The organism is Mucilaginibacter inviolabilis (assembly GCF_011089895.1).
In the GTDB taxonomy this organism is placed as follows: Bacteria; Bacteroidota; Bacteroidia; order Sphingobacteriales; family Sphingobacteriaceae; genus Mucilaginibacter; species Mucilaginibacter inviolabilis.
Window position 1 is genome coordinate 45,451 of sequence record NZ_JAANAT010000001.1, and the last position, 19,534, is coordinate 64,984.

The 19,534-nt window shown below is 45.7% G+C and carries 14 protein-coding genes; 10 read left to right on the plus strand and 4 right to left on the minus strand.

The annotated features are described in order from the left end of the window. Positions 1-6: 6 nt before the first annotated feature. From G7092_RS00180 to G7092_RS00225, 10 genes are all read left to right on the plus strand, one after another. Complete coding sequence (locus G7092_RS00180; RefSeq protein ID WP_166084993.1) at positions 7-1,563, plus strand: RagB/SusD family nutrient uptake outer membrane protein; 1,557 nt, start codon at positions 7-9, stop codon at positions 1,561-1,563. A 35-nt stretch (positions 1,564-1,598) separates the two neighbouring features. Then, positions 1,599-2,075 carry a DUF6841 family protein gene (locus tag G7092_RS00185; RefSeq protein ID WP_166084995.1) on the plus strand — a complete coding sequence of 159 codons (477 nt, stop codon included), beginning with the start codon at positions 1,599-1,601 and terminating at the stop codon, positions 2,073-2,075. 253 nt (positions 2,076-2,328) lie between these two features. Then, positions 2,329-2,739, plus strand: a complete 411-nt coding sequence (locus tag G7092_RS00190) for a rhodanese-like domain-containing protein (protein WP_166084997.1) — start codon at positions 2,329-2,331, stop codon at positions 2,737-2,739. A 190-nt stretch (positions 2,740-2,929) separates the two neighbouring features. Further along, positions 2,930-4,810: an arylsulfatase gene (locus G7092_RS00195; RefSeq protein WP_166084999.1), complete on the plus strand. Its 1,881-nt coding sequence runs from the start codon at positions 2,930-2,932 to the stop codon at positions 4,808-4,810. Positions 4,811-5,057: 247 nt separating this feature from the next. Next, the gene (locus tag G7092_RS00200) at positions 5,058-6,932 is read left to right on the plus strand and encodes an arylsulfatase (RefSeq protein WP_166085002.1); all 1,875 of its coding nucleotides are present in this window, start codon (positions 5,058-5,060) and stop codon (positions 6,930-6,932) included. A gap of 173 nt (positions 6,933-7,105) precedes the next feature. Further along, on the plus strand, positions 7,106-7,843 hold the full coding sequence (locus tag G7092_RS00205; RefSeq protein WP_166085004.1) for a thioredoxin domain-containing protein: 738 nt from the start codon (positions 7,106-7,108) through the stop codon (positions 7,841-7,843). Between the two features lie 131 nt (positions 7,844-7,974). Beyond that, positions 7,975-9,552: an arylsulfatase gene (locus G7092_RS00210; RefSeq protein ID WP_235953744.1), complete on the plus strand. Its 1,578-nt coding sequence runs from the start codon at positions 7,975-7,977 to the stop codon at positions 9,550-9,552. Between the two features lie 73 nt (positions 9,553-9,625). Beyond that, the gene (locus G7092_RS00215; RefSeq protein WP_166085006.1) at positions 9,626-11,005 is read left to right on the plus strand and encodes a sulfatase-like hydrolase/transferase; all 1,380 of its coding nucleotides are present in this window, start codon (positions 9,626-9,628) and stop codon (positions 11,003-11,005) included. Positions 11,006-11,014: 9 nt separating this feature from the next. Further along, positions 11,015-12,235 (plus strand): DUF2264 domain-containing protein, encoded by a 1,221-nt coding sequence (locus G7092_RS00220; protein WP_166085008.1) that lies wholly within the window; start codon positions 11,015-11,017, stop codon positions 12,233-12,235. 94 nt (positions 12,236-12,329) lie between these two features. Beyond that, positions 12,330-13,160 carry an MBL fold metallo-hydrolase gene (locus tag G7092_RS00225; protein ID WP_166085011.1) on the plus strand — a complete coding sequence of 277 codons (831 nt, stop codon included), beginning with the start codon at positions 12,330-12,332 and terminating at the stop codon, positions 13,158-13,160. 44 nt (positions 13,161-13,204) lie between these two features. On the opposite strand, the gene G7092_RS00230 is transcribed toward G7092_RS00225, so the two are convergent. The 4 genes from G7092_RS00230 to G7092_RS00245 are packed head-to-tail and all read right to left on the minus strand — an operon-like array spanning position 13,205 to position 19,527. Continuing rightward, a complete protein-coding gene (locus G7092_RS00230) occupies positions 13,205-14,380 on the minus strand; it encodes an alginate lyase family protein (RefSeq protein ID WP_166085013.1) in 1,176 nt (391 codons plus the stop codon). Between the two features lie 3 nt (positions 14,381-14,383). Continuing rightward, positions 14,384-16,843 carry a glycoside hydrolase family 2 TIM barrel-domain containing protein gene (locus tag G7092_RS00235; RefSeq protein ID WP_166085014.1) on the minus strand — a complete coding sequence of 820 codons (2,460 nt, stop codon included), beginning with the start codon at positions 16,841-16,843 and terminating at the stop codon, positions 14,384-14,386. An 18-nt stretch (positions 16,844-16,861) separates the two neighbouring features. After that, positions 16,862-18,058: an alginate lyase family protein gene (locus G7092_RS00240; protein WP_166085016.1), complete on the minus strand. Its 1,197-nt coding sequence runs from the start codon at positions 18,056-18,058 to the stop codon at positions 16,862-16,864. A gap of 2 nt (positions 18,059-18,060) precedes the next feature. Continuing rightward, the gene (locus G7092_RS00245; RefSeq protein ID WP_166085018.1) at positions 18,061-19,527 is read right to left on the minus strand and encodes a RagB/SusD family nutrient uptake outer membrane protein; all 1,467 of its coding nucleotides are present in this window, start codon (positions 19,525-19,527) and stop codon (positions 18,061-18,063) included. Positions 19,528-19,534: the final 7 nt, after the last annotated feature.

The window sequence follows — 19,534 nt, forward strand, 5'->3', positions numbered from 1 at the left end:
TCAAATATGAAACTCCATAACATTAAATATCTCGCTATACTGCTTGCCTTTGGCGCCACATCCTGCGCCAAGCTGAATGAAGATCCGCGATCATTTATTCCGGCAAACCAGTTCTATAAAACGCAGGCCGACGCGGTGGCCGCGGTGACCGCCGCCTACTCGCTGCTAAACGCGGGCTCCAACTCCATACAAACACCATACAACACGCTGTTCAATACAGGCATGAACTTTATGGCCGACGATGAAGGCCCGGGTCCGGGTGCTACCAATGCAGATGTGCGTTCACAAGCTGTATTGGGGCATTCCTCATCAGGTCTGCGGATCCTGCAGATTTGGCAGCAGCATTACGCGGCCATCAAGAAAGCCAATATCGCTATTGATACCATCCCGCATATCCAGTTTGATGCCACGCTGAATAAAAGACTGGTGGCCGAGTCTAAATTTTTACGTGCACTGTTTTATTTTAACCTGGTGCGTTTATATGGCGATGTACCGCTGGTGCTGCATGATCAAACTTCTATTAATCTCTCTGATCTGCAGATACCCAGAACAGCTGCCGCGACAGTTTATAAACAAATAGAGACTGATCTGACGGCGGCAGCAGTTGATCTGCCAAATGCCTACACTGGGGCCGATCTGGGCAGAGCAACCGCAGGAGCAGCTAATGCGCTGTTGGCCAAAGTTTATTTAACCGAGCGTCAATGGGCCAAAGCGGTAACCCAAGCGGAAGTTGTGATCAATGGTCCTTATGGCTATGACCTTTTCACCAATTATGCCGATGTTTTTTTGCCGGCTTCTAAAAATGGTAAAGAACATATCTTCTCGGCCCAATTTAAAGCTAATTCACAGGGGCAGGGTAATAACCAGGCGCCGCGGGCTATCCTGAATGCTATACCCGGTATGGTAAGCAGTTATGCCGATCAGGTGGTGTTTTATTCGGTGCCTGATGCTACCAAACCAGGTGGTACAGATAAATTCTTCAGTATTTATAAATTGTACCCCGCCAATGACAAAAGAAAACGTGTAAGCTTTGTGACCCGTTTCCAGAGCCCCAGCACCAATTTGTGGTACGGTAAGCTGAATGATAACAGCATTCCGGGTGATTCCACACCATTTTTTAATAAGTATTACGATCCCAACGTGGTTGCCAATGAGGCTGAGTCTGGTGCTAATGTGCCTATTATCCGCTTTTCGGAAGTGTTGCTGATCCATGCCGAAGCCGAAAATGAACTGAATGGTCCAACTACCAAGGCATATACTTCTGTAAACAGGGTGCGCAAACGTGCCGGACTGGATGATCTTTCGGGTTTGACACAAGCACAGTTCCGCGATGCAGTTTATCTGGAGCGTCGCCTGGAGTTTGTATTCGAGTATCAACGCTGGTTCGATCTGATCCGGGAACGGGATGCCAGCGGCAACGGTATATTGGAAGCCAGTTTGCTCAAAGTGGGTAAAACCAATGTGACTAAAGGAGCCGCGGGTAAATTTTACCTGTTCCCGATACCGCAACAAGAAATTGATAACAGTAATGGCAAGCTTACGCAAAACCCAGGTTGGCAGTAAAGTTCTGAATAGTTAAATAATTAAATATCAATGCTATGAAAAGAATAATTGTCGTTTTTGTAATGTTCATCAGCGGATTAACTACGCTCTTTGCACAGTCATCGGCAACTGATCAGGGTTCGCACGCGGTTGACCCGAGAGTAAGGGCAGCTGTGTTCCAGGTGCTTGATGAGTACATGGCAACTTTTAACGCCAAAGATCTGGCCGGTTGGGAGCGTACTTATCAGTTTCCGCATTATCGCCTGGCCAGTGGCAAAATGTCGGTACTGGAAAAAGCAGGCCTCCGCGACTCTGCCAAAGTGTTTGGCGAGCTAAAAAAGACCGGCTGGGATCATAGTCAGTGGGATCACCGTAACATTATCCAGGCTTCGGCAGATAAGGTGCATGTGGATACGGAATTTTCGCGGTATCGGGCCGATGGGAGCCTGATAGGCCATTTTGAGTCCTTATATATCCTCACCAAGGAAGATGGTAAATGGGGCATCAAATTCAGGTCAAGTTATGCGGAGTGAAATTAAAAAGATAAGATATTCAAACGGGCCTGTCACCCTGAGCTTGTCGAAGGGGCGTGCGCAGAGGCCTGCCCACTATGCTTCGACGGAGCTATCCATAACGTTTCTTCCTCATGTAATTGCGAGGAGGAACGACGAAGCAATCGCGAACAATGCAGAACGGCCCTGTATTCTATGAGATTGCCGCGCTGCGCTCGCAATGACATGTCTTTTATAAAATTGAATTGATAACTAATTGCTCACAAAAAGATATATGAAAAAATTAATCATCATCACCCTACTGATGTTTTTGACAAATACCGTTTTACGGGCACAACAGACGGCGTACGTACAAACCCATTCGGGTAAAATAGCGGTAACACCATCAGTAGAAAAGAAACTGCTTGACGATGTAGCGCAAGGTAAAGCTTACCTGGTAGATGTGCGTACTCCTGAAGAGTACAACCAGAAACATCTGAAATACGCAGCAAATATCAATATCAAATCGGCCGATTTTGCCGATCAGATCAGGAAGCTGGATAAAAATAAATCCATCTATCTTTATTGTCATTCCGGCAACCGGAGCGGCAGAGCAGCTGATTCCCTGCAAACGCTGGGCTATCATTTAAGCTATAATATAGGAGCGCTTGACAGTTTAACCAAAGCTGGGTTCCCGGTACAATAGAGACATGATGAATGAAACAATAAAGAAGGAATGTCACCCTGAGCTTGTCGAAGGGCGCGCGCAGAGGCCTACCCACCATGCTTCGACGGAGCTCAGCATGACATCCGTTTTGAATTACTGTCTTTTGAGTGACTTTAATACATTCAGTAAAAGAACTATTAATAATGAACATCTAAACGAAAATCATATTATGATACATTTAAAAGTACTCAGCCCAAAACCACCCCAGTATTTTAAACCGGGTGGTGGTAAAATATGGCCTGTAGCCGTACTTATCGGTCTACTTGGTTTGCAAAGCGTAAAGGCGCAAAATACCCAGCCATTTGGCGGCACGGTAGGCAAAACGCTTAATGATTCAAAGGAGTGGTGGCCCGAGCCTCATAAAGCGCCTGCCGGTGCGCCAAACGTGCTGTGGATTATATTGGATGATGTGGGCTTTGGTGCTACAAGCACCTTTGGCGGTATCATTAAAACGCCTAATTTTGATACGCTGGCCAATAACGGCTTGCGTTATACCAATTTCCATACAGCAGGCATCTGCGCGCCAACGCGTTCGGCCCTGCTCACTGGGCGCAATCACCATTATGTGCACGAAGGTGGGTTTTCGCACATCGCTTTATCAGCTGGTTTCCCAGGCTATGATGGTCGCATACCATCTGATAAAGGAACGGTAGCCGAAATATTACGGGAGAATGGTTATAATACCTTCGCTGTAGGAAAGTACGGTTTAACACCCGATGAGGACGCTACCGATGCCGGTCCGTTTGATCGCTGGCCAACGGGCAAAGGTTTTGATCATTTCTTTGGGTTCCTGGGTTCGGCAACGGATCAGTACAAACCCGACCTGGTAGAAGATAACGCCCACGCAACACCGGATGGCCGCCACCTGAACGAGCAGATCACTGATAAAGCTATCTTTTATATTACCCGCCAGCATAAAGCAGCTCCGGATAAACCTTTCTTCCTGTATTACGCACCGGGAGCAACACATTCGCCGCACCAGGTAGCTAAGGAGTGGAGCGATCTGTATAAAGGTCAGTTTGATTCTGGTTGGGATGATTTCAGGGAAAAAGTAATCGCAAGACAGAAAAAACTGGGCATCATACCTGCTTACGCTAAATTGCCTGAGCGCAATACCCGTATCCCTGCCTGGAAATCGCTTCCACCGGCCGAGCAAAAATTGTACGCCCGTTTTATGGAAGTGTATGCCGGTTATTTAACTTATACCGATCACGAGGTTGGTCGTTTGCTGGCTTATCTGAAACAAAGCGGTCAGCTGGATAATACCCTGGTGTTTGTGATCATTGGGGATAACGGAGCCAGTAAAGAAGGTACCTTACATGGCGAGATCAACCCTAAAAAGAATTCGGCTAAATTACTTGCCGAGGCTCCTTATCTGAAAACCAACATCGAGGATATTGACGATATCGGCACGCCGCAGGCTTCCACCAACTACCCGCTGGGATGGGCGCAGGCGGCCAACACGCCGTTCAAATACTGGAAACAGGATGCCAACTCGGAAGGCGGTACCCGTAACCCACTTATTGTTTACTATCCAAAAGGCATTAAAGACAAAGGAACCATCCGCACGCAATACGGTCATGTGATTGATGTATTGCCAACTACATTGGAGTTTACCGGTATTAAATTGCCCGAGTATATCAGAGGCATAAAACAGGATACGCTGCAAGGTACATCGCTGGTTTATTCCTTTGATCATCCGGAGGCAGCAAATCGGCACAAACTGCAACATTACTACATATTTGGTTCGCGCTCCATTTACAGCGATGGCTGGAAAGCCGAGGCGGCACACCACCCGGATTATGTGGAGCTGAACGATTTTACGGTAGGCAAAAATGTTCCGGATATTAACTTTGACGACGATGTATGGGAGTTGTATAACCTCAATGATGACTTTAATGAGCGCATCGACCTGGCCAAAAAATATCCTGAAAAGCTAAAAGAGCTCAAAGCGGTATTTGAAGAGCAGGCCCAAAAGAACAATCTGTATCCGTTTATCGATTGGTACGATGTGTATCACCGAAGGATCCATCAAAATTATAAGAAATAGACTTTTGAGGGAGTAAAGATTTTTGGAACAAGGAGCAAGGATAAAATAAAAGAATAATTTGTCATGCTGAGCGCAGCGAAGTATCTGTTATACGATTTGCATAATCTACAAATAGATCCTTCGCTGCGCTCAGGATGACAAAAAACAAGAGAAAACCCCTCTTTCCAGCGAAGCTGAAGAGAGGGTCAACAAGCGCAGCGATGTTGGGGTGAGTCGATTAACATAAATCAATATAAAACCTATCTATATGAAACAAACACACAAAAAAACGCTCGCGGCAATAATAGTTGCCCTGGGTTTTGCGCTGCCGGCCGCGGCGCAATACGGCCCTGTGGCTCCAGCCAATATTCCGCCATCAACCCCATCAACCTATAAAGGGGTAATAGGCAAAACCTTGGCCGAATCAAAGGAATGGTGGCCCAAACCACTTAAAGCCCCTAAAGGCGCGCCAAATATTGTCTGGATATTGCTGGATGATGTTGGTTTCGGAGCTTCGGCCACATTTGGCGGATTGATTAGTACACCCAACTTTGATACGCTGGCTAATAATGGCTTGCGTTATACCAATTTCCATACGGCGGGCATTTGCGCGCCGACACGGTCGTCGCTGTTAACGGGTCGTAACCATCATTATGTACATGTGGGTAATTTTTCGCATGCCTCAACCGCAGCCGGTTTCCCTGGATATGATGGCCGGATCCCACCGGATAAAGGTACCATTGCCGAAAATCTGCGCGAGAATGGTTACAGCACTTTTGCCGTTGGTAAATGGGGTATAACACCCGATGAGGATACCACGGCCGTTGGTCCGTTTGATCGCTGGCCAACCGGGAAGGGTTTTAACCACCACTTTGGTTTCCTGGAATCGGCTACCGATCAGTATAACCCGCCGCATTTGGTGGAGGACAATTTCCAGATCAAGCCCGATGGCCGTAACCTGAATGAGGTGATCACTGATAAAGCCATTGCTTATATTGATGCTGCGCACAGAGCCGCACCGGATCAACCTTTCTTTTTGTACTATGCACCCGCCGCCACCCACGCGCCTCACCAGGTAAGCAAGGAGTGGAGCGACCTGTACAAAGGAAAATTTGACGAAGGCTGGGACGTATACCGCGAAAAGGTTTTTGAAAACCAGAAAAAGGCCGGTTACATTCCTGCTTATGCCAAGCTGCCCGAGCGTAATGAGCGCATACAAGCCTGGAAAAGTTTGCCACCGACCCAGCAGAAACTGTACGCCCGTTTTATGGAAGTTTATGCAGGATATCTTACTTACATCGACCACCAGGTTGGCCGGGTGATCAGTTACCTGAAAGCATCTGGTCAGTTTGATAATACACTGGTATTTGTAATGATAGGAGACAATGGCGCCAGTAAGGAGGGAACCTATCATGGTGTGATCAATCCAAAACTATCACCAACCACTACCGCGGAGGCCGATTATATCCAAAAGAACGAGAGTGATTATGAATCTATCGGTACGCCGGAAGCTTCAACCAATTACCCACTGGGTTGGGCTCAGGCTGCCAACACACCGTTCAAATACTGGAAATCTGATGCCGATGCCGAAGGTGGCACGCACAATCCGCTGATCATTTATTATCCAAAACTCATCAAGGAGAAAGGTGGCATCCGTACACAATATGGTCACGTTTCGGATATATTCCCAACCACTATTGAGGCCGCTGGTTTAAAGTTGCCGGAGTATATTAAGGGTATTAAACAGGATACACTGCAGGGCAAATCCTTGTTCAGTTCGTTTAATAATGCGCAGGCGCCCACACTGCATACCAAACAGTATTATTACATCTTCACTTCCCGCTCCATTTATAAAGATGGCTGGAAAGCCGAAGCCGCGCATCGTCCGGATAATATCGATCTGCTCAATTTTCCACAAGGTAAAACCCTCCCGGAGCGCAACTATGATAAGGATGTATGGAAGTTGTACAACCTGAACGAGGATTTTAATGAGCGTATCGACCTGGCCAAAAAATATCCCGAAAAATTGAAGGAGCTAAAAGACCTGTTTGATGCCGAAGCTAAAAAGAACAATATCTACCCCTTTATTGACCGCGATGATGTCATCAATAAGAGGATCCATCATTTGGAAAATAACGAATAAGGTGGGAGAGAAGTGAGTGGTGAATGGTGAGTAGTCAGTAGAGCGTTTTAGCCCTTGCTTAAAGACTTACGAAGTTTTCAAAACTTCGTAAGTCTGATTCTTCGCCTTTATAAACTTCTGTCTTGATACCTGATACTAATTACTTGATACTAAATAGATACTAAACTAAAAAAATGAAAAAAATAAGAAGCTTTTTGCTGGCGGTAATCGTAACCGCCACGGGGATTGCCCATGTGCAAGCCCAAATCGATAAACCCCTGTTATCACTGGAGGCCTTTGCGGCCAAGCTTAAACAATCTAAAGGTGCGCAGATACTGGATGCACGTTCGGGCGAAGAATTTGTGCAGAACCATATCAAGGGTGCTGTTAATGTAGATGCTAAAGCCGCCGACTATCAGCAGCGCCTGGATGCGCTTTCTAAGGACAAACCAACTTTTGTATACTCCATTGCCAACGGCCGCAGCAAGGTTTTATCCAACGAATTGCGCGCCAAAGGATTTAAAGATGTAGAAGAGCTTCCGGGTGGTTTAGCCAACTGGATCGGTTCTGGTTATCCTATTATTTCGACTACTAGAAAAGGAGTTTCTTTAACAAAGGCACAGTTTACCGAGCTGACTGGTTCATCACAACTGGTACTGGTTGATTTTGGTTCGAGATATTGCGGCGCCTGCAAAAAACTGGTACCTGTACTGGATTCGCTGAAAGCCAAAACCGGTTTTACCCCAAAGATCATCAGTATCGAGGTGTACGATAATACCGCTCTGGCCAAAGAATTGAAAGTAAATGTACTGCCAACCCTGGTGCTGTATCAAAACAAAAAAGAGGTTTGGAAAAAACAAGGTTTTTCATCAGTTGCCCAGGTTGAAGCAGTGGTTAATCAGACCACCTCAAGTATCGCGAAAACCAAGTAGTCATCATATTTCCTCCTGTCATTTCGAACGAGGAACGAGGAGAAATCTTATACGCTATTATATCCCGGTGTATTAGATTTTTCACTTCGTTCGAATTGACATTTAGTGTAAGATAATAACCACCACCACCATTGAAACGTTTACTATTTCTTGTTTTATTCCTGCTCCCGGGCATTACCTTCGCGCAAGAGCAAATAGCCAAACCCAATATCGTCATCATTTTAGCTGATGATATGGGTTTTGCCGATCTGGGTTGTTTTGGCTCCGAGATCCATACGCCCAACATTGATAAACTCGCCCGCGAGGGTTTGAAAATGACCCAGTTTTATAATGCCGGCAGGTGTTGCCCATCCCGCACATCGCTATTAACCGGCTTATATCCGCACCAGGCTGGTGTGGGCGATATGGTAAAGTATAAAGGTTCGCCGGCATACCAGGGCTATCTGAATGATCACTGTGCTACCATTGCCGAATTGCTGAAGAGCAACGCAGGTTACAATACTATTGTATCGGGCAAGTGGCATGTGGGTTTACAACCATCGGCATTGGCTTTTAACCGCGGGTTTGATAGATCGTTTACCATGCTGAACAATGGCAGCAGCTATTTTAATTCGGCCCCGCTATATAACGATGGCAGCAAGATCACCTTTATGCTGAATGATAGGGAGATCACCCGGAATGATACTTCCAAATATTTAACCCAGGCTATTACCGATTTCGCTAAACAATCGCTAGAAGAGATCAAGGCCGATAAGTCGCCGTTCTTTTTATATGTAGCCTACAACGCTCCGCACTGGCCTATCCAGGCTTTGCCCGAGGACATTACCCGTTACAAAGGTAAATATCTGATAGGCTGGGATAAACTGCGTAAACAACGCTACGAAAAACTGGTGGCCAGCGGTATCATCAAAAAATACTGGAAGCTATCCGATCGTGACAGCCGGGCACCAGCATGGGACTCACTATTGCCCGAAGAAAAAGATAAATGGGGTACCCGTATGGCTATTTACGCGGCCATGATTGATAGGATGGATGCGGGTATAGGTGAGATCATGGACAAACTCAAACAATTGGGGAAAGATAAAAACACCATTGTACTTTTTGCATCAGACAATGGCGGCAGTGCCGATGAGGTAAAAAGCCTGTCGACCGTAATACAAAAGAATGGCACACCCGGTTCGGTAAATTCCATTGACAGTTACGAAATTCCCTGGGCCAATGTGAGTAATGCGCCGTTCAGGCTGTTTAAAAGAAATACGCACGAAGGCGGCATCGCAACGCCCTTTATTGCCTGGTTTCCAGGTGTTATAAAAGCGGGCAGTACCAATACGCAACCCGCCCATTTTATCGATTTGATGCCTACCTGTCTTGATCTGGCGGGTGTTACTTATCCGCAGGTATTCAAAAACAGGCAATTGACACCGCTGGAAGGATTCAGTCTGAAAAACGTACTGCTTAACAAACCCTGGAATGGCCACGATGCTATTTTCTGGGAGCATGAAGGCAGCCGGGCCATCAGAAAAGGGAACTGGAAACTGGTTGCCGAAATTGACCAGCCCTGGGAGTTGTATGATCTGGATGCCGATCGGTCTGAAACCAATAACCTCGCGGCCAAATATCCCGATAAAGTAAAAGCTCTCGAAGCCGAATACCTGCAATGGGCGCAAAAAGTTGGCGTGGTCGACTGGAACAAGATCAAATCATTGTAACAAAAATAATAACAGATACCGCTTGCAAAGTAAAACGTCAATCGGTTACTTTGGATAAATTACACAAACCTGTATGAGACTTTTCCCGGGCAAAATATCTACCAAGCTGATATGGCTTGTATTACTTTTTATCACCCTAAATGCCAAAGCGCAGCAGCGGCCAAATATTATTTTTGTACTAGCCGATGATATGGGTTATTCTGACCTGAGCTGTTACGGAAGCCCGGTCATCAAAACACCATTCCTGGATAAAATGGCTCAAAAAGGTGTTCGTGAAACCAATTATGTAGTATCCAGTCCAAGCTGTACGCCGTCAAGGGCATCGTTGTTAACGGGGCGTTATGCTTCGCGGATGAACCTGCCTTATCCCATACCTCCGGGGTCGGAATTAGGTTTGCCCGATCAGGAAGTAACCATTGCCGAAATGCTGAAGGCTGTGGGTTATAAAACTGCCATGATTGGTAAATGGCACCTAGGCGATCATAAACCTTATAACCATCCCATGGCACAAGGTTTCGACTCTTATTATGGTATGTTGTACAGCCATGACTATAAGTATCCATACGTTAAAACGGATACGACACTTAAAATATTCAGGGGACATAAACCGGAAGTGATCAAACCGGCCGATTCATCCCTGATCGATCTGTATAAAAACGAGGCTATCCGGTACATCAAAGAGCAAAAGAAAGGCAAACCATTTTTCCTGTACCTGGCGCATAATGTACCGCATTTGCCGGTTGCCTTTGCTTCATCGCAGCAAAATAAAGGCCGCTCCGATGGTGGTCACTTGGGTGATGTGGTGGAACAGCTCGACGCCAGTTTAGCCGAAGTTTGGGCACAGCTGGAGAAACAGGGCCTGGCCGATAATACCATATTTATGTTTTCGAGCGATAACGGGCCCTGGATCGAGTTTCCGTCACGTATGTCGGGTGATGGGGCTACCAAGCCCTGGGATGCGGGTACCGCAGGCGTTTTCCGCGGCAGCAAGGGGCAAAGTTATGAAGGCGGCGTACGCGAACCATTTATCGTTTACTGGAAAAACCACACCCCCGTTGGCGCATCCATCACCAGCATGGTAAGCAACCTGGATGTATTACCAACGCTGGCACAATGGGTAAATGCTCCTTTGCCCAAAGGGCGGGTACTCGACGGTCAATCTATCTCTGATGTGTTGTTGGGCAAAGGTGGGCGTCATCCAAAACACCGGGAGATCTATTATGTAAACAACGGAATCTGCGAAGCCGTAAGGCAAGGCGATTGGAAGTACCGTGAAGTAAAATCGGCCAATACCAATGGTGGCATATTAAACCAGGCACAGGAATCTAAAATAGAATTGTTTAACTTGTCATACGATCCGAGTGAACGCACCAATGTTATCCAGGAGTATCCTGAAAAAGCAAAGGAGCTAAAAGCTTTGTTTGATAAGTTCCCCGGTAAAACCGAAAATTAAACTCCTGTAATGCGTAACCAATTTTTTTGTTTGATGCTATGCCTGTCGTTATCAGGTATAGTGATGGCCCAATCGCCGGTAAATAATGATCCCGGTCAAAAGGAACGGGAATACCTGATTAAATCGCTGGTGAAAATAGCCAATCCGGTATTGATCACCTTGAGTAAAAATGAGCTCAAACAGCAAATGCCGGTGGAAGCTAAAACCGGCGATCGTAAAAATTATACTTACCTGGAAGCATTTGGTCGCTTACTGGCGGGCATGGCACCCTGGCTGGAATTAGGTCCGGCCCAAACCCCGGAAGGTATATTACGCAAAAAGTATATCAACCTGGCGCGTTTGGCCCTTCACAACGCTACCGACCCCAATAGCGCCGATTTTATGAATTTTAACAAAGGCGCTCAACCCGTAGTTGATGCCGCCTTTTTGGCACAGGCCTTATTACGCGCGCCACATCAGTTATGGGATCCATTGGATGCACCAACCAAAGCTAATATTATTGCCGCGTTCAAATCAACACGGGTTATTACACCGGGATACAACAATTGGTTATTGTTCAGTGCTACTATTGAAGCAGCCTTGCTGAAATTTGATAACTATGGCGACAGGATGCGGATGGATTATGCTATTAAACAACACCAACTCTGGTACAAGGGTGATGGCCTGTATGGTGACGGTGCCGATTTTCATTGGGATTATTACAATAGTTTTGTGATACAACCCATGTTGTTGGATGTGCTGCAAACGCTGCAGGACGCTGGTGTCGACCAAAAGAATACTTATGATACAGCATTAAAACGCGCCCGCCGTTATGCCGGTATACAGGAACGGTTAATATCTCCCGAGGGTACTTATCCGCCCATCGGCCGTTCGCTGGCTTATCGTTTTGGCGCTTTTCAGTTATTGTCAAAAATAGCGTTGATGCAGGCTTTGCCCAGTGGCATAAAACCTCAGCAGGTGAGGGCGGCTTTGTATACGCTCGTCAAAAGGCAAGTGGAAGCCCCTGGCACTTTTGATGCTCAAGGCTGGCTACAGGTTGGCTTGTACGGACACCAACCCGATATTGGTGAAGGATATATCTCTACCGGGAGCCTTTACCTTTGTTCGGAAGCTTTCCTGATCCTGGGCTTACCATCATCTGATGAATTTTGGCAAAAAGCTGATGAGGATTGGACTGCCAAAAAGGTGTGGAAGGGAGAGGATATCGAAACCGATCATGCTATCGATTAATACATTAATGTCTGGACTGTTTTGTTTGGAATATCTGGACTACATGAATGGTCCAGCAATGTCCGAAATTAGATCGTAATTAATCTAACCAGATATGAACGGAGATATTAGCGAACACCTAAAAAACACTTGCTGTACCTGTGGTACACAATATAAAACAACATTATCGTCACCTGAATTTTGCCCGATATGCAATGACGATCGGCAATACCTGACCGAGGATGGTCAAAACTGGACTAATTCAGCCGAAATAACGGCTAATCACCAGGTATTGATCAGAGAGCTTAGCCCCACGCTTTTCTCCTTGCAGGTAACACCATTATTCGCGCTCGGAAACAGGGCTTTAATGGTAATTTCGCCTGAGGGAAATATTTTATGGGACTGCATCCCGTTACTTAATCAGGAGATCATTGATTTTATTAGCTCAAAAGGAGGAATAAAAGCCATCGCTTTTTCGCACCCTCACTTTTACAGCAATGTGAACGAATGGGCACAGGTATTTGACTGCCCGGTTTATATCCATGCTGCTGATGACCAATGGATGTTTAACAAAGGCCCACGCATTAGATTTTGGCAGGGAAGCGAGCGGCAGCTATGGGATGGTATCTCCATCATCAATACCGGTGGCCATTTTCCCGGTAGCAGCGTGCTGCGAGTACCAGGCCTATCAGCAGACGGCACATTGCTTGCCGGTGATAGCATCTATGTGGCCAAAAGCAAAAAACATGTAGCATTTATGCACAGCTATCCCAACGTAATTCCCTTGCCAGAAAATGAATTGACCGAGGTGATCAGGCGGGTTGAACAGATAGAATTTGATAGTATTTATGGTGGTTTTGAGTGGCAAAATTTAACACAGGTAGCCAGGGAAGTTTTCAAATCGTCGATAGAACGGTATAAGCTTAGTTCGGCAGCATTGGTTTAATAAAAAAAGCCCGGTTCAATTGAACCGGGCTTTTTTTATAGTTTTTAATTGAGCCAGATAAGCGGGTGCCTTACCGGTAAGTTTCTGATGATCTCTTCGTCTGTGGGAGCATGATCCAGTTTTTTCCAGGTATCGAGCCAAGCGGCATTATCATAAGCCGCCGCGCCAAATACCAGGGAGGGTTGGGCCACCGGCCAGCTTTCCCAGTGCATTACGTCATGAGCGTAGGGCCATGTATTTTTATCCTTTAAAAAGGGATATAAAAACTCGATCCCTTTTTTGATGGAGCGACCATCGGGTGTTTGGTAGGTCCATAAGTTATCGTTTTTATCGCTCAGTATCTGGCATAGGGTGGTCATGGCATCCAGGTTAAATATCGAATAGCCATAAGGTTTGGTGCGTTTAAGCTCTAAAGGAAAACTACCGTCTACTGCTATCTGACTGGGGAGTAATACTTCTTTAAAGCGGTTACGGCAAAAATCCATGACCTCTTTATTACCCGTAAATTTGGCAAAGCAAGCGGTTTGCATAGCCCAGCAGGTACCATGATTGTTTTTGGCATTCATTTCGTCTTTACCATATGGATGGGTGGTAAGCCAGGTAATGTATTGGCTGAACCAGCTTTTGATACCTGCCAGTGTTTGCTGATCAACAAGAGGGGAGTTTTGCATGGTCTCCAGTCCCTGTACCACCTCCATTAACTGTATGGTATCAATAATACCAATACCCCGACCGGTGGCTACACCTTTGATGGCCTGTGCATATTGCAGGTTAGGGTTCATCTTGGTTTCGGGGGTGATGAACCAGGCTTTCAAATGCCAGATTGCCTGTTTAACATACTTTTTATCGCCTGTGATTTGATAAGCCGATGCTAGTGCTCCAATGATCCGGCTAAAACGGATCATAGCCAGACGGTGTGCTGTGAAGTTCTGCGGATTGGTCAATCCATCCTTTTGTATGTACGGTCCGTTGGGGTCCTGTGGATTTGGCCACCAGTAATCGCCTTCGGAATAGAAATCATGTTTACCTCCCGAACTGCGTGGGCAGGTTTCGGCAGTAACGGTTACAGGCGCCTGCTGAAGGGCCCAGGAAGCTTCTTTTAGTATATCGGCTTTTAAAGTAGCTGTTACCTGTTGTTTAACAGGTAATCCTGTATCTGTTTGCCAACTTATTAGGAGTAATGGCAAACAAAGAAATAATAGATACCGTATTTTAAACATAGCTTATAAATTAATAAATGCGGTTGGTAAGCCCGGCGATTGAACACCCACCACGCTTTTGCCATTGTTTGTTTTTATGCTGATCAAGGCGCGGCCATTATAGGCTTGTACTTTGCGCGAACCCCGTGAGGTGCCCAGATCATCTATCAAGGTACCATCGCCGGTTAAGGAAAACACTATCCAGTTTACAGCATCAAGACATGGTACACCTTTGCTGTCTTGTAATTTTACTTGTATAGTGGCCTCACCGTTTTCATCTTTCACTTTTTCGATCACAATTTTGGCCGGTTTACCCCATTTCTCGGTCTGGTATTGCTGACTGATCTGGTCGGTAACGGTTTGTTTGCCTTTGTGGGCGATTACTTTGATATCATTATTACCCGCTTGTAAAGGCACCATCCAACGTAAACCAGCCGCTGGAAAATCCTGACTGTTGCGTTTTTTTATACCGTAGCTTTTACCGTTTACAAAAAGCTCGGCATTATCACAATTGGAGTATACTTTTACCATCTTTTCTTCACCTGCATCACCCCAGCGTACTGGCCAGGAATGACCGTAGATGTGAGCCATCGGTTTATCCGTCCAGTAAGACTGAAAAACGTAATACGATTCCTTTGGTGTAAGATCGCGTTCAACCACACCCTTCTGATTCATGTAGGGGATAGGGTTATCCGGGCGGATGGGAGTGGAGAAGTCTTTAAAGATCCAAAACGCTGAACCTGTAAGCCAGGTCATGGTTTCCTGTTCTTTCAGGTGCCAGTCGAACAGGTTACAGATGTAGCTTTCGCTCCAGTCACCATCTTTAGAGGCGCGGGCTGCTCCGCCGTACAGGGATGCATCGCCCAGGCGTTCGTCGGTGCCTGTTCCCGCTTTGATATTGCTCAATGCCTTATCCGGATTTTCGGAATGACGCAAGGCGTGACTGTCGCCACCCCATTCGGCATGGAAAAAGTGTTTTACTTTTTTAAATTCTTCTTCGGATGTGGCTTTATATTCGGTGAATAAGCCACGATACCAGCCTGCCCAGATAGAGGGAGAATACACATCGGGTATATCTTTACAGAAATCACAACGCCTGATGGTAGTTTTGCGCGAAGGATCCAAACGATGGGCCAGGTCATTCTGTGCTTTCATAAATTCCCGGATCTTTTCTTTATCAAACACCGGGAAATCACCTTCCCAATCATTCTCATTACCTAATCCCCATAAAATAATGGCCGGGTGATTAAAATGCTGCTCAATCATGTTGGTCATCATTTGCTTGGCCTGGTTCTGATAACCTTCGCCACCAAGACCTCCACGACACCAGGGTTCTTCTTCCCAAACCAGTATACCCAGGCTATCGCATAAATTCAATATGGTACGGGATTGCTGATAGTGCCCTAAACGGATAAAGTTAACACCCATATCTTTCATCATCTGCATTTCCTGGCGCATCATATCATCGGTCATAGCCTCGGCAACGCCAGCCTGATCTTCATGACGATGTGTACCGCGTAATAACAAACGTTTTCCATTCAGATAGAAGGGGCCGTTATCCGCTAATTCAAAATTGCGGAAACCTACTTTTTCGGTTTGCACATCAACCTGATCACCCGATTTTACAGATACCTCAACCGTATACAAAGCAGGATCGGCAGGCGACCATAACTTTGGCCTTTTTAACTGAAATGATCCTATGGAAACATCACCGGTTAAACTATTGAGTTGGAAAGTTTTATCCGCAACAACTTTACCTTGAGGATCGATTAATTTGATCAAACAATCAGCTGCTGAGCTATTAGCAGGGTTATAAAATCTGGCTTTAACCTGAAGCTCGCCTTGCTTACCTTCTTTATCGGTTTGAGCCGAAGCAAATATTTTATCCAGCGAAACAGCTGGAACATAAACCAGGTTCAGGTAACGGTACAAGCCGCCGTAAACATTAAAATCGGATAATTGTGAGGGAATGGTTTCCAGATCACGGGAGTTAGCACACCTGATCTCCACTGGTATACGACCTTTAAATCTTTTCTGGTATACATCTGTTTTTTTGAAATCTTCTACTGCCTGGGTTATATCTACTGTCCATTCATCATAGCCACCCAAATGAGCGCCTACTTTGGTGGTGTATACATATACCTCGGTTTTTTGCCCGGCGCCTTCAAAGTGTAGCAGGGCATGACCATTGGCATAAGGGTTTTTGATATCCAATTGGGTGCGGTACCAACCCGGCCCCTGGTAATAATTGATATCCGGATCAACAGCATCACGGGCGTTGAAACAATGGGGCAGGCTTACCTTTTGCCAGACCGGTACACTCTCAGGATTGCCGGGTGTAACCGGACGAACGGCTTCCCACACGCTACCGATATCCTGCTTCAAAAACTCCCAGTTACCGGTAAGTCTTGTTTTTTGCTGGGCGTAACTCAACTGAACAAAAACACTAATAAAAGTTAAAAGGGATAATACTGTTTTTTTCATAAGTAGATTAAAAACCTGTTAATTGATATCGTTTAACTGATTTTTTATTGGGTGTTCTTTTAAATATTGTTTGAAGTTATCATCCGGATAAACAGCTGCAGCGCTACGAACGATACGGGTAAATGTACCATAGGTAATTGGCTCAATTTGCTCATGAGTCCATGCTTTTTGTTTAAGCGCGTAAGGCATGAGCCAGTTGATGGCCGTTTTGATGCCTTTGCCGTCGATGGTTTGTTCATGCCAAAGATCTACATTCACCAGCGTCGCCATTTTAGCCAGGCGGCACCAGCCCCAAAGGTTCATGTTGGCATAGCCCCATGATTTGGTGCGGATGAGTTCCAGCGGCATGGCACCATCAGGTGTAAATTGCTGATCGATCCTGGCGATAGTGGTTTGCTGCAGGGTTTGTTTGGCTAAAGCCGGGTTGCCGGTAAATAAAGCAAAATCAACTACCTGAAGGTCATAATAAGTACCGTGATTGTTGATCTGACTATGTTCCGATTTGCCATTTTTACTGGTTACCAGCCAATCCAGGTATTGTTTGTACCACTGTTTTATACCATCTACCAAACCACTATCGATGTTTTTGCTTGGTTGCAGCAGGGCAAGCATATCGGGGATAACGGTTAATCCCGTGGTTTCAATAATGCCAATACCCCGGCCATCATTAAGCCCGGGAATATATTGTGCATAGTTTAAATTGGGATTCATCCTGGTATCGGCATTTATGAACCAAACCTGCAGTAAGCTTTTAATTTTCTGTGTGTATTTTTCGTTACCTGTAAAGTACCAGGCCAGGGTGAGCTGCTCTACGCTATTGCATAAGCTGCCCATCTGGCTGCCATCATGCAATAAATAAATTTCGGGGTTGCGGCGGCCATCTTTGCGGATGTATGGCTTACCGTCTTTTTTGGAGGAATCGGCCCACCAATAAGGCGCCTGGCTCACATAGTCGTGTTTATCATTACTGGGAGCCAGTTTTGTTTTATGAAAGGTTACCGAGTAAGGGCCTGCACTTATTAGGCTATCGGCATGAATAATCAGGTTGCTAACCTGAGCTACCATAGCCGTGTCTTTATTTTGATACTGCTGTTTACATTGCTTAAGCACTTGCTCATCAAGCAATATAAAAACAGTTTTACCGGCTTTGCGTTGTGCAAAGCCGGTAAAATATAGGGGTATTAACAGAAACAGGATGATGTGTCTGTATGTCATGATTAATATCCAGGGTTTTGAGTTAAGTTAGGATTTACGTCGCGCTCTGGTTGGGGTATGGGTAGCAGCAACAGATTATCCGGAAGGGTAAAACCATTAATCGTCTGTTCAACTTGTTTAATGCGACCCAACCTGATCAGATCCCAACGACGATGCCCTTCTACGCAAAGTTCACGGGCGCGGTCTTTTACCAACGTATCAATAAAAGCCGAAGGTGTAGGCGTATTAGCCAAACTTAAGTGCACGGCAGATAAACCTGCTCGGTCCCTCACCGTATTTAGCCCGTTAAATTTGGCAGGATCGCCTGGGTTAAGGTTATTCATGGCTTCTGACTGCATCATCAATACGTCGGCATAACGCAGTATGATCCAGTTCATGCGGGAGTTATTGCTTCCCTGTACCCATTGCGGGTCTTTATATTTGCTGATCCAGGGAGAAACGGTTGTGGTAACTCCTTTTGAATCGGTTACTTTGTTGGTTACGTTCCAGGCTTTTCTTACATCGGCTCCAAAATAAAGATTGTTGAACACATAAGGGTTAGCCACAAATGATCCGGAACCGCCACCGGCCAGCGGTGTAAACATACGCACGGTTATATTTTGTGTGGTAGTGGTGTTATTGCTGCCAAACTGCACATCAAAAATGTGTTCTGTTTGCTGTGGGAAGTATTTGATATCCCAGTTAAAAACGTCAGTATAATTCGGCATCAGTTTGTAAAGGCCTGAATTGATCACTTTATTACATTCGGCAAGGGCATTCTGATTGTCGTTCGGATCGGCAAAGGTGGTGCTAGCCCTTTGCAGGTAAACCCGGGCCAGCATAGCTGATGCCGCACCTGATGATACCATCCCTTTATTAGCCGATGATATTTTATCTTCTGATAAACAATTAGCTTCGGCAAACAACAGATCGGCAATAGCTTGAGCGTATACTTTGCTTGCCGCTGTTCTTGACGGAGAAAAATCCGGATCGTTTTTGTCAACCACCGGATGTGTGATCAATGGAACATCGCCAAAGCTTTTGGCCAGGTCAAAGTAAGCCATGCCGCGTAAAAAACTGGCGTTACCCAATAGGTTGTTCTTGGTAGGGACATCCATGGTGATTTTGGGTACGTTGGCCAAAATATCATTGGCCCTGCTGATCAGTTTGTAGCTATTTACCCACCAGTTGTTTATTTCGATGTTTGATGGAGTGTAAGTTAGCTTGTACATATCAATACGCTCCTGATTTTGCGTAAGCAGGGGGATAAGACAATCGCCAGAAAGCTCACCCATAATATAAACCGTACGCTGATAGTAAGCCTGGGGCTGTAACTGGCTTAAAGCGCCTACAACCGCTGCCTGCGCATCGGCAGCACTTTGATAAAAGTTGGTATTGGTTAAAACGCTGGTTGGTTTTTCGTCTAACAGCTTTTTGCAGGAAGAAAAAGTTAATCCAGCCAAAGCACATAATATATATATCTTTTTCATGATTTTC

Bases quoted from the DNA above. Each gene is read 5' to 3' on its own strand.
- G7092_RS00205 (WP_166085004.1), top strand. From the start codon at position 7,106: ATGAAAAAAATAAGAAGCTTTTTGCTGGCGGTAATCGTAACCGCCACG.
- G7092_RS00245 (WP_166085018.1), bottom strand. From the start codon at position 19,527: ATGAAAAAGATATATATATTATGTGCTTTGGCTGGATTAACTTTTTCT.
- G7092_RS00195 (WP_166084999.1), top strand. From the start codon at position 2,930: ATGATACATTTAAAAGTACTCAGCCCAAAACCACCCCAGTATTTTAAA.
- G7092_RS00220 (WP_166085008.1), top strand. From the start codon at position 11,015: ATGCGTAACCAATTTTTTTGTTTGATGCTATGCCTGTCGTTATCAGGT.
- G7092_RS00235 (WP_166085014.1), bottom strand. From the start codon at position 16,843: ATGAAAAAAACAGTATTATCCCTTTTAACTTTTATTAGTGTTTTTGTT.
- G7092_RS00185 (WP_166084995.1), top strand. From the start codon at position 1,599: ATGAAAAGAATAATTGTCGTTTTTGTAATGTTCATCAGCGGATTAACT.
- G7092_RS00225 (WP_166085011.1), top strand. From the start codon at position 12,330: ATGAACGGAGATATTAGCGAACACCTAAAAAACACTTGCTGTACCTGT.
- G7092_RS00180 (WP_166084993.1), top strand. From the start codon at position 7: ATGAAACTCCATAACATTAAATATCTCGCTATACTGCTTGCCTTTGGC.
- G7092_RS00190 (WP_166084997.1), top strand. From the start codon at position 2,329: ATGAAAAAATTAATCATCATCACCCTACTGATGTTTTTGACAAATACC.
- G7092_RS00240 (WP_166085016.1), bottom strand. From the start codon at position 18,058: ATGACATACAGACACATCATCCTGTTTCTGTTAATACCCCTATATTTT.
- G7092_RS00200 (WP_166085002.1), top strand. From the start codon at position 5,058: ATGAAACAAACACACAAAAAAACGCTCGCGGCAATAATAGTTGCCCTG.
- G7092_RS00215 (WP_166085006.1), top strand. From the start codon at position 9,626: ATGAGACTTTTCCCGGGCAAAATATCTACCAAGCTGATATGGCTTGTA.
- G7092_RS00230 (WP_166085013.1), bottom strand. From the start codon at position 14,380: ATGTTTAAAATACGGTATCTATTATTTCTTTGTTTGCCATTACTCCTA.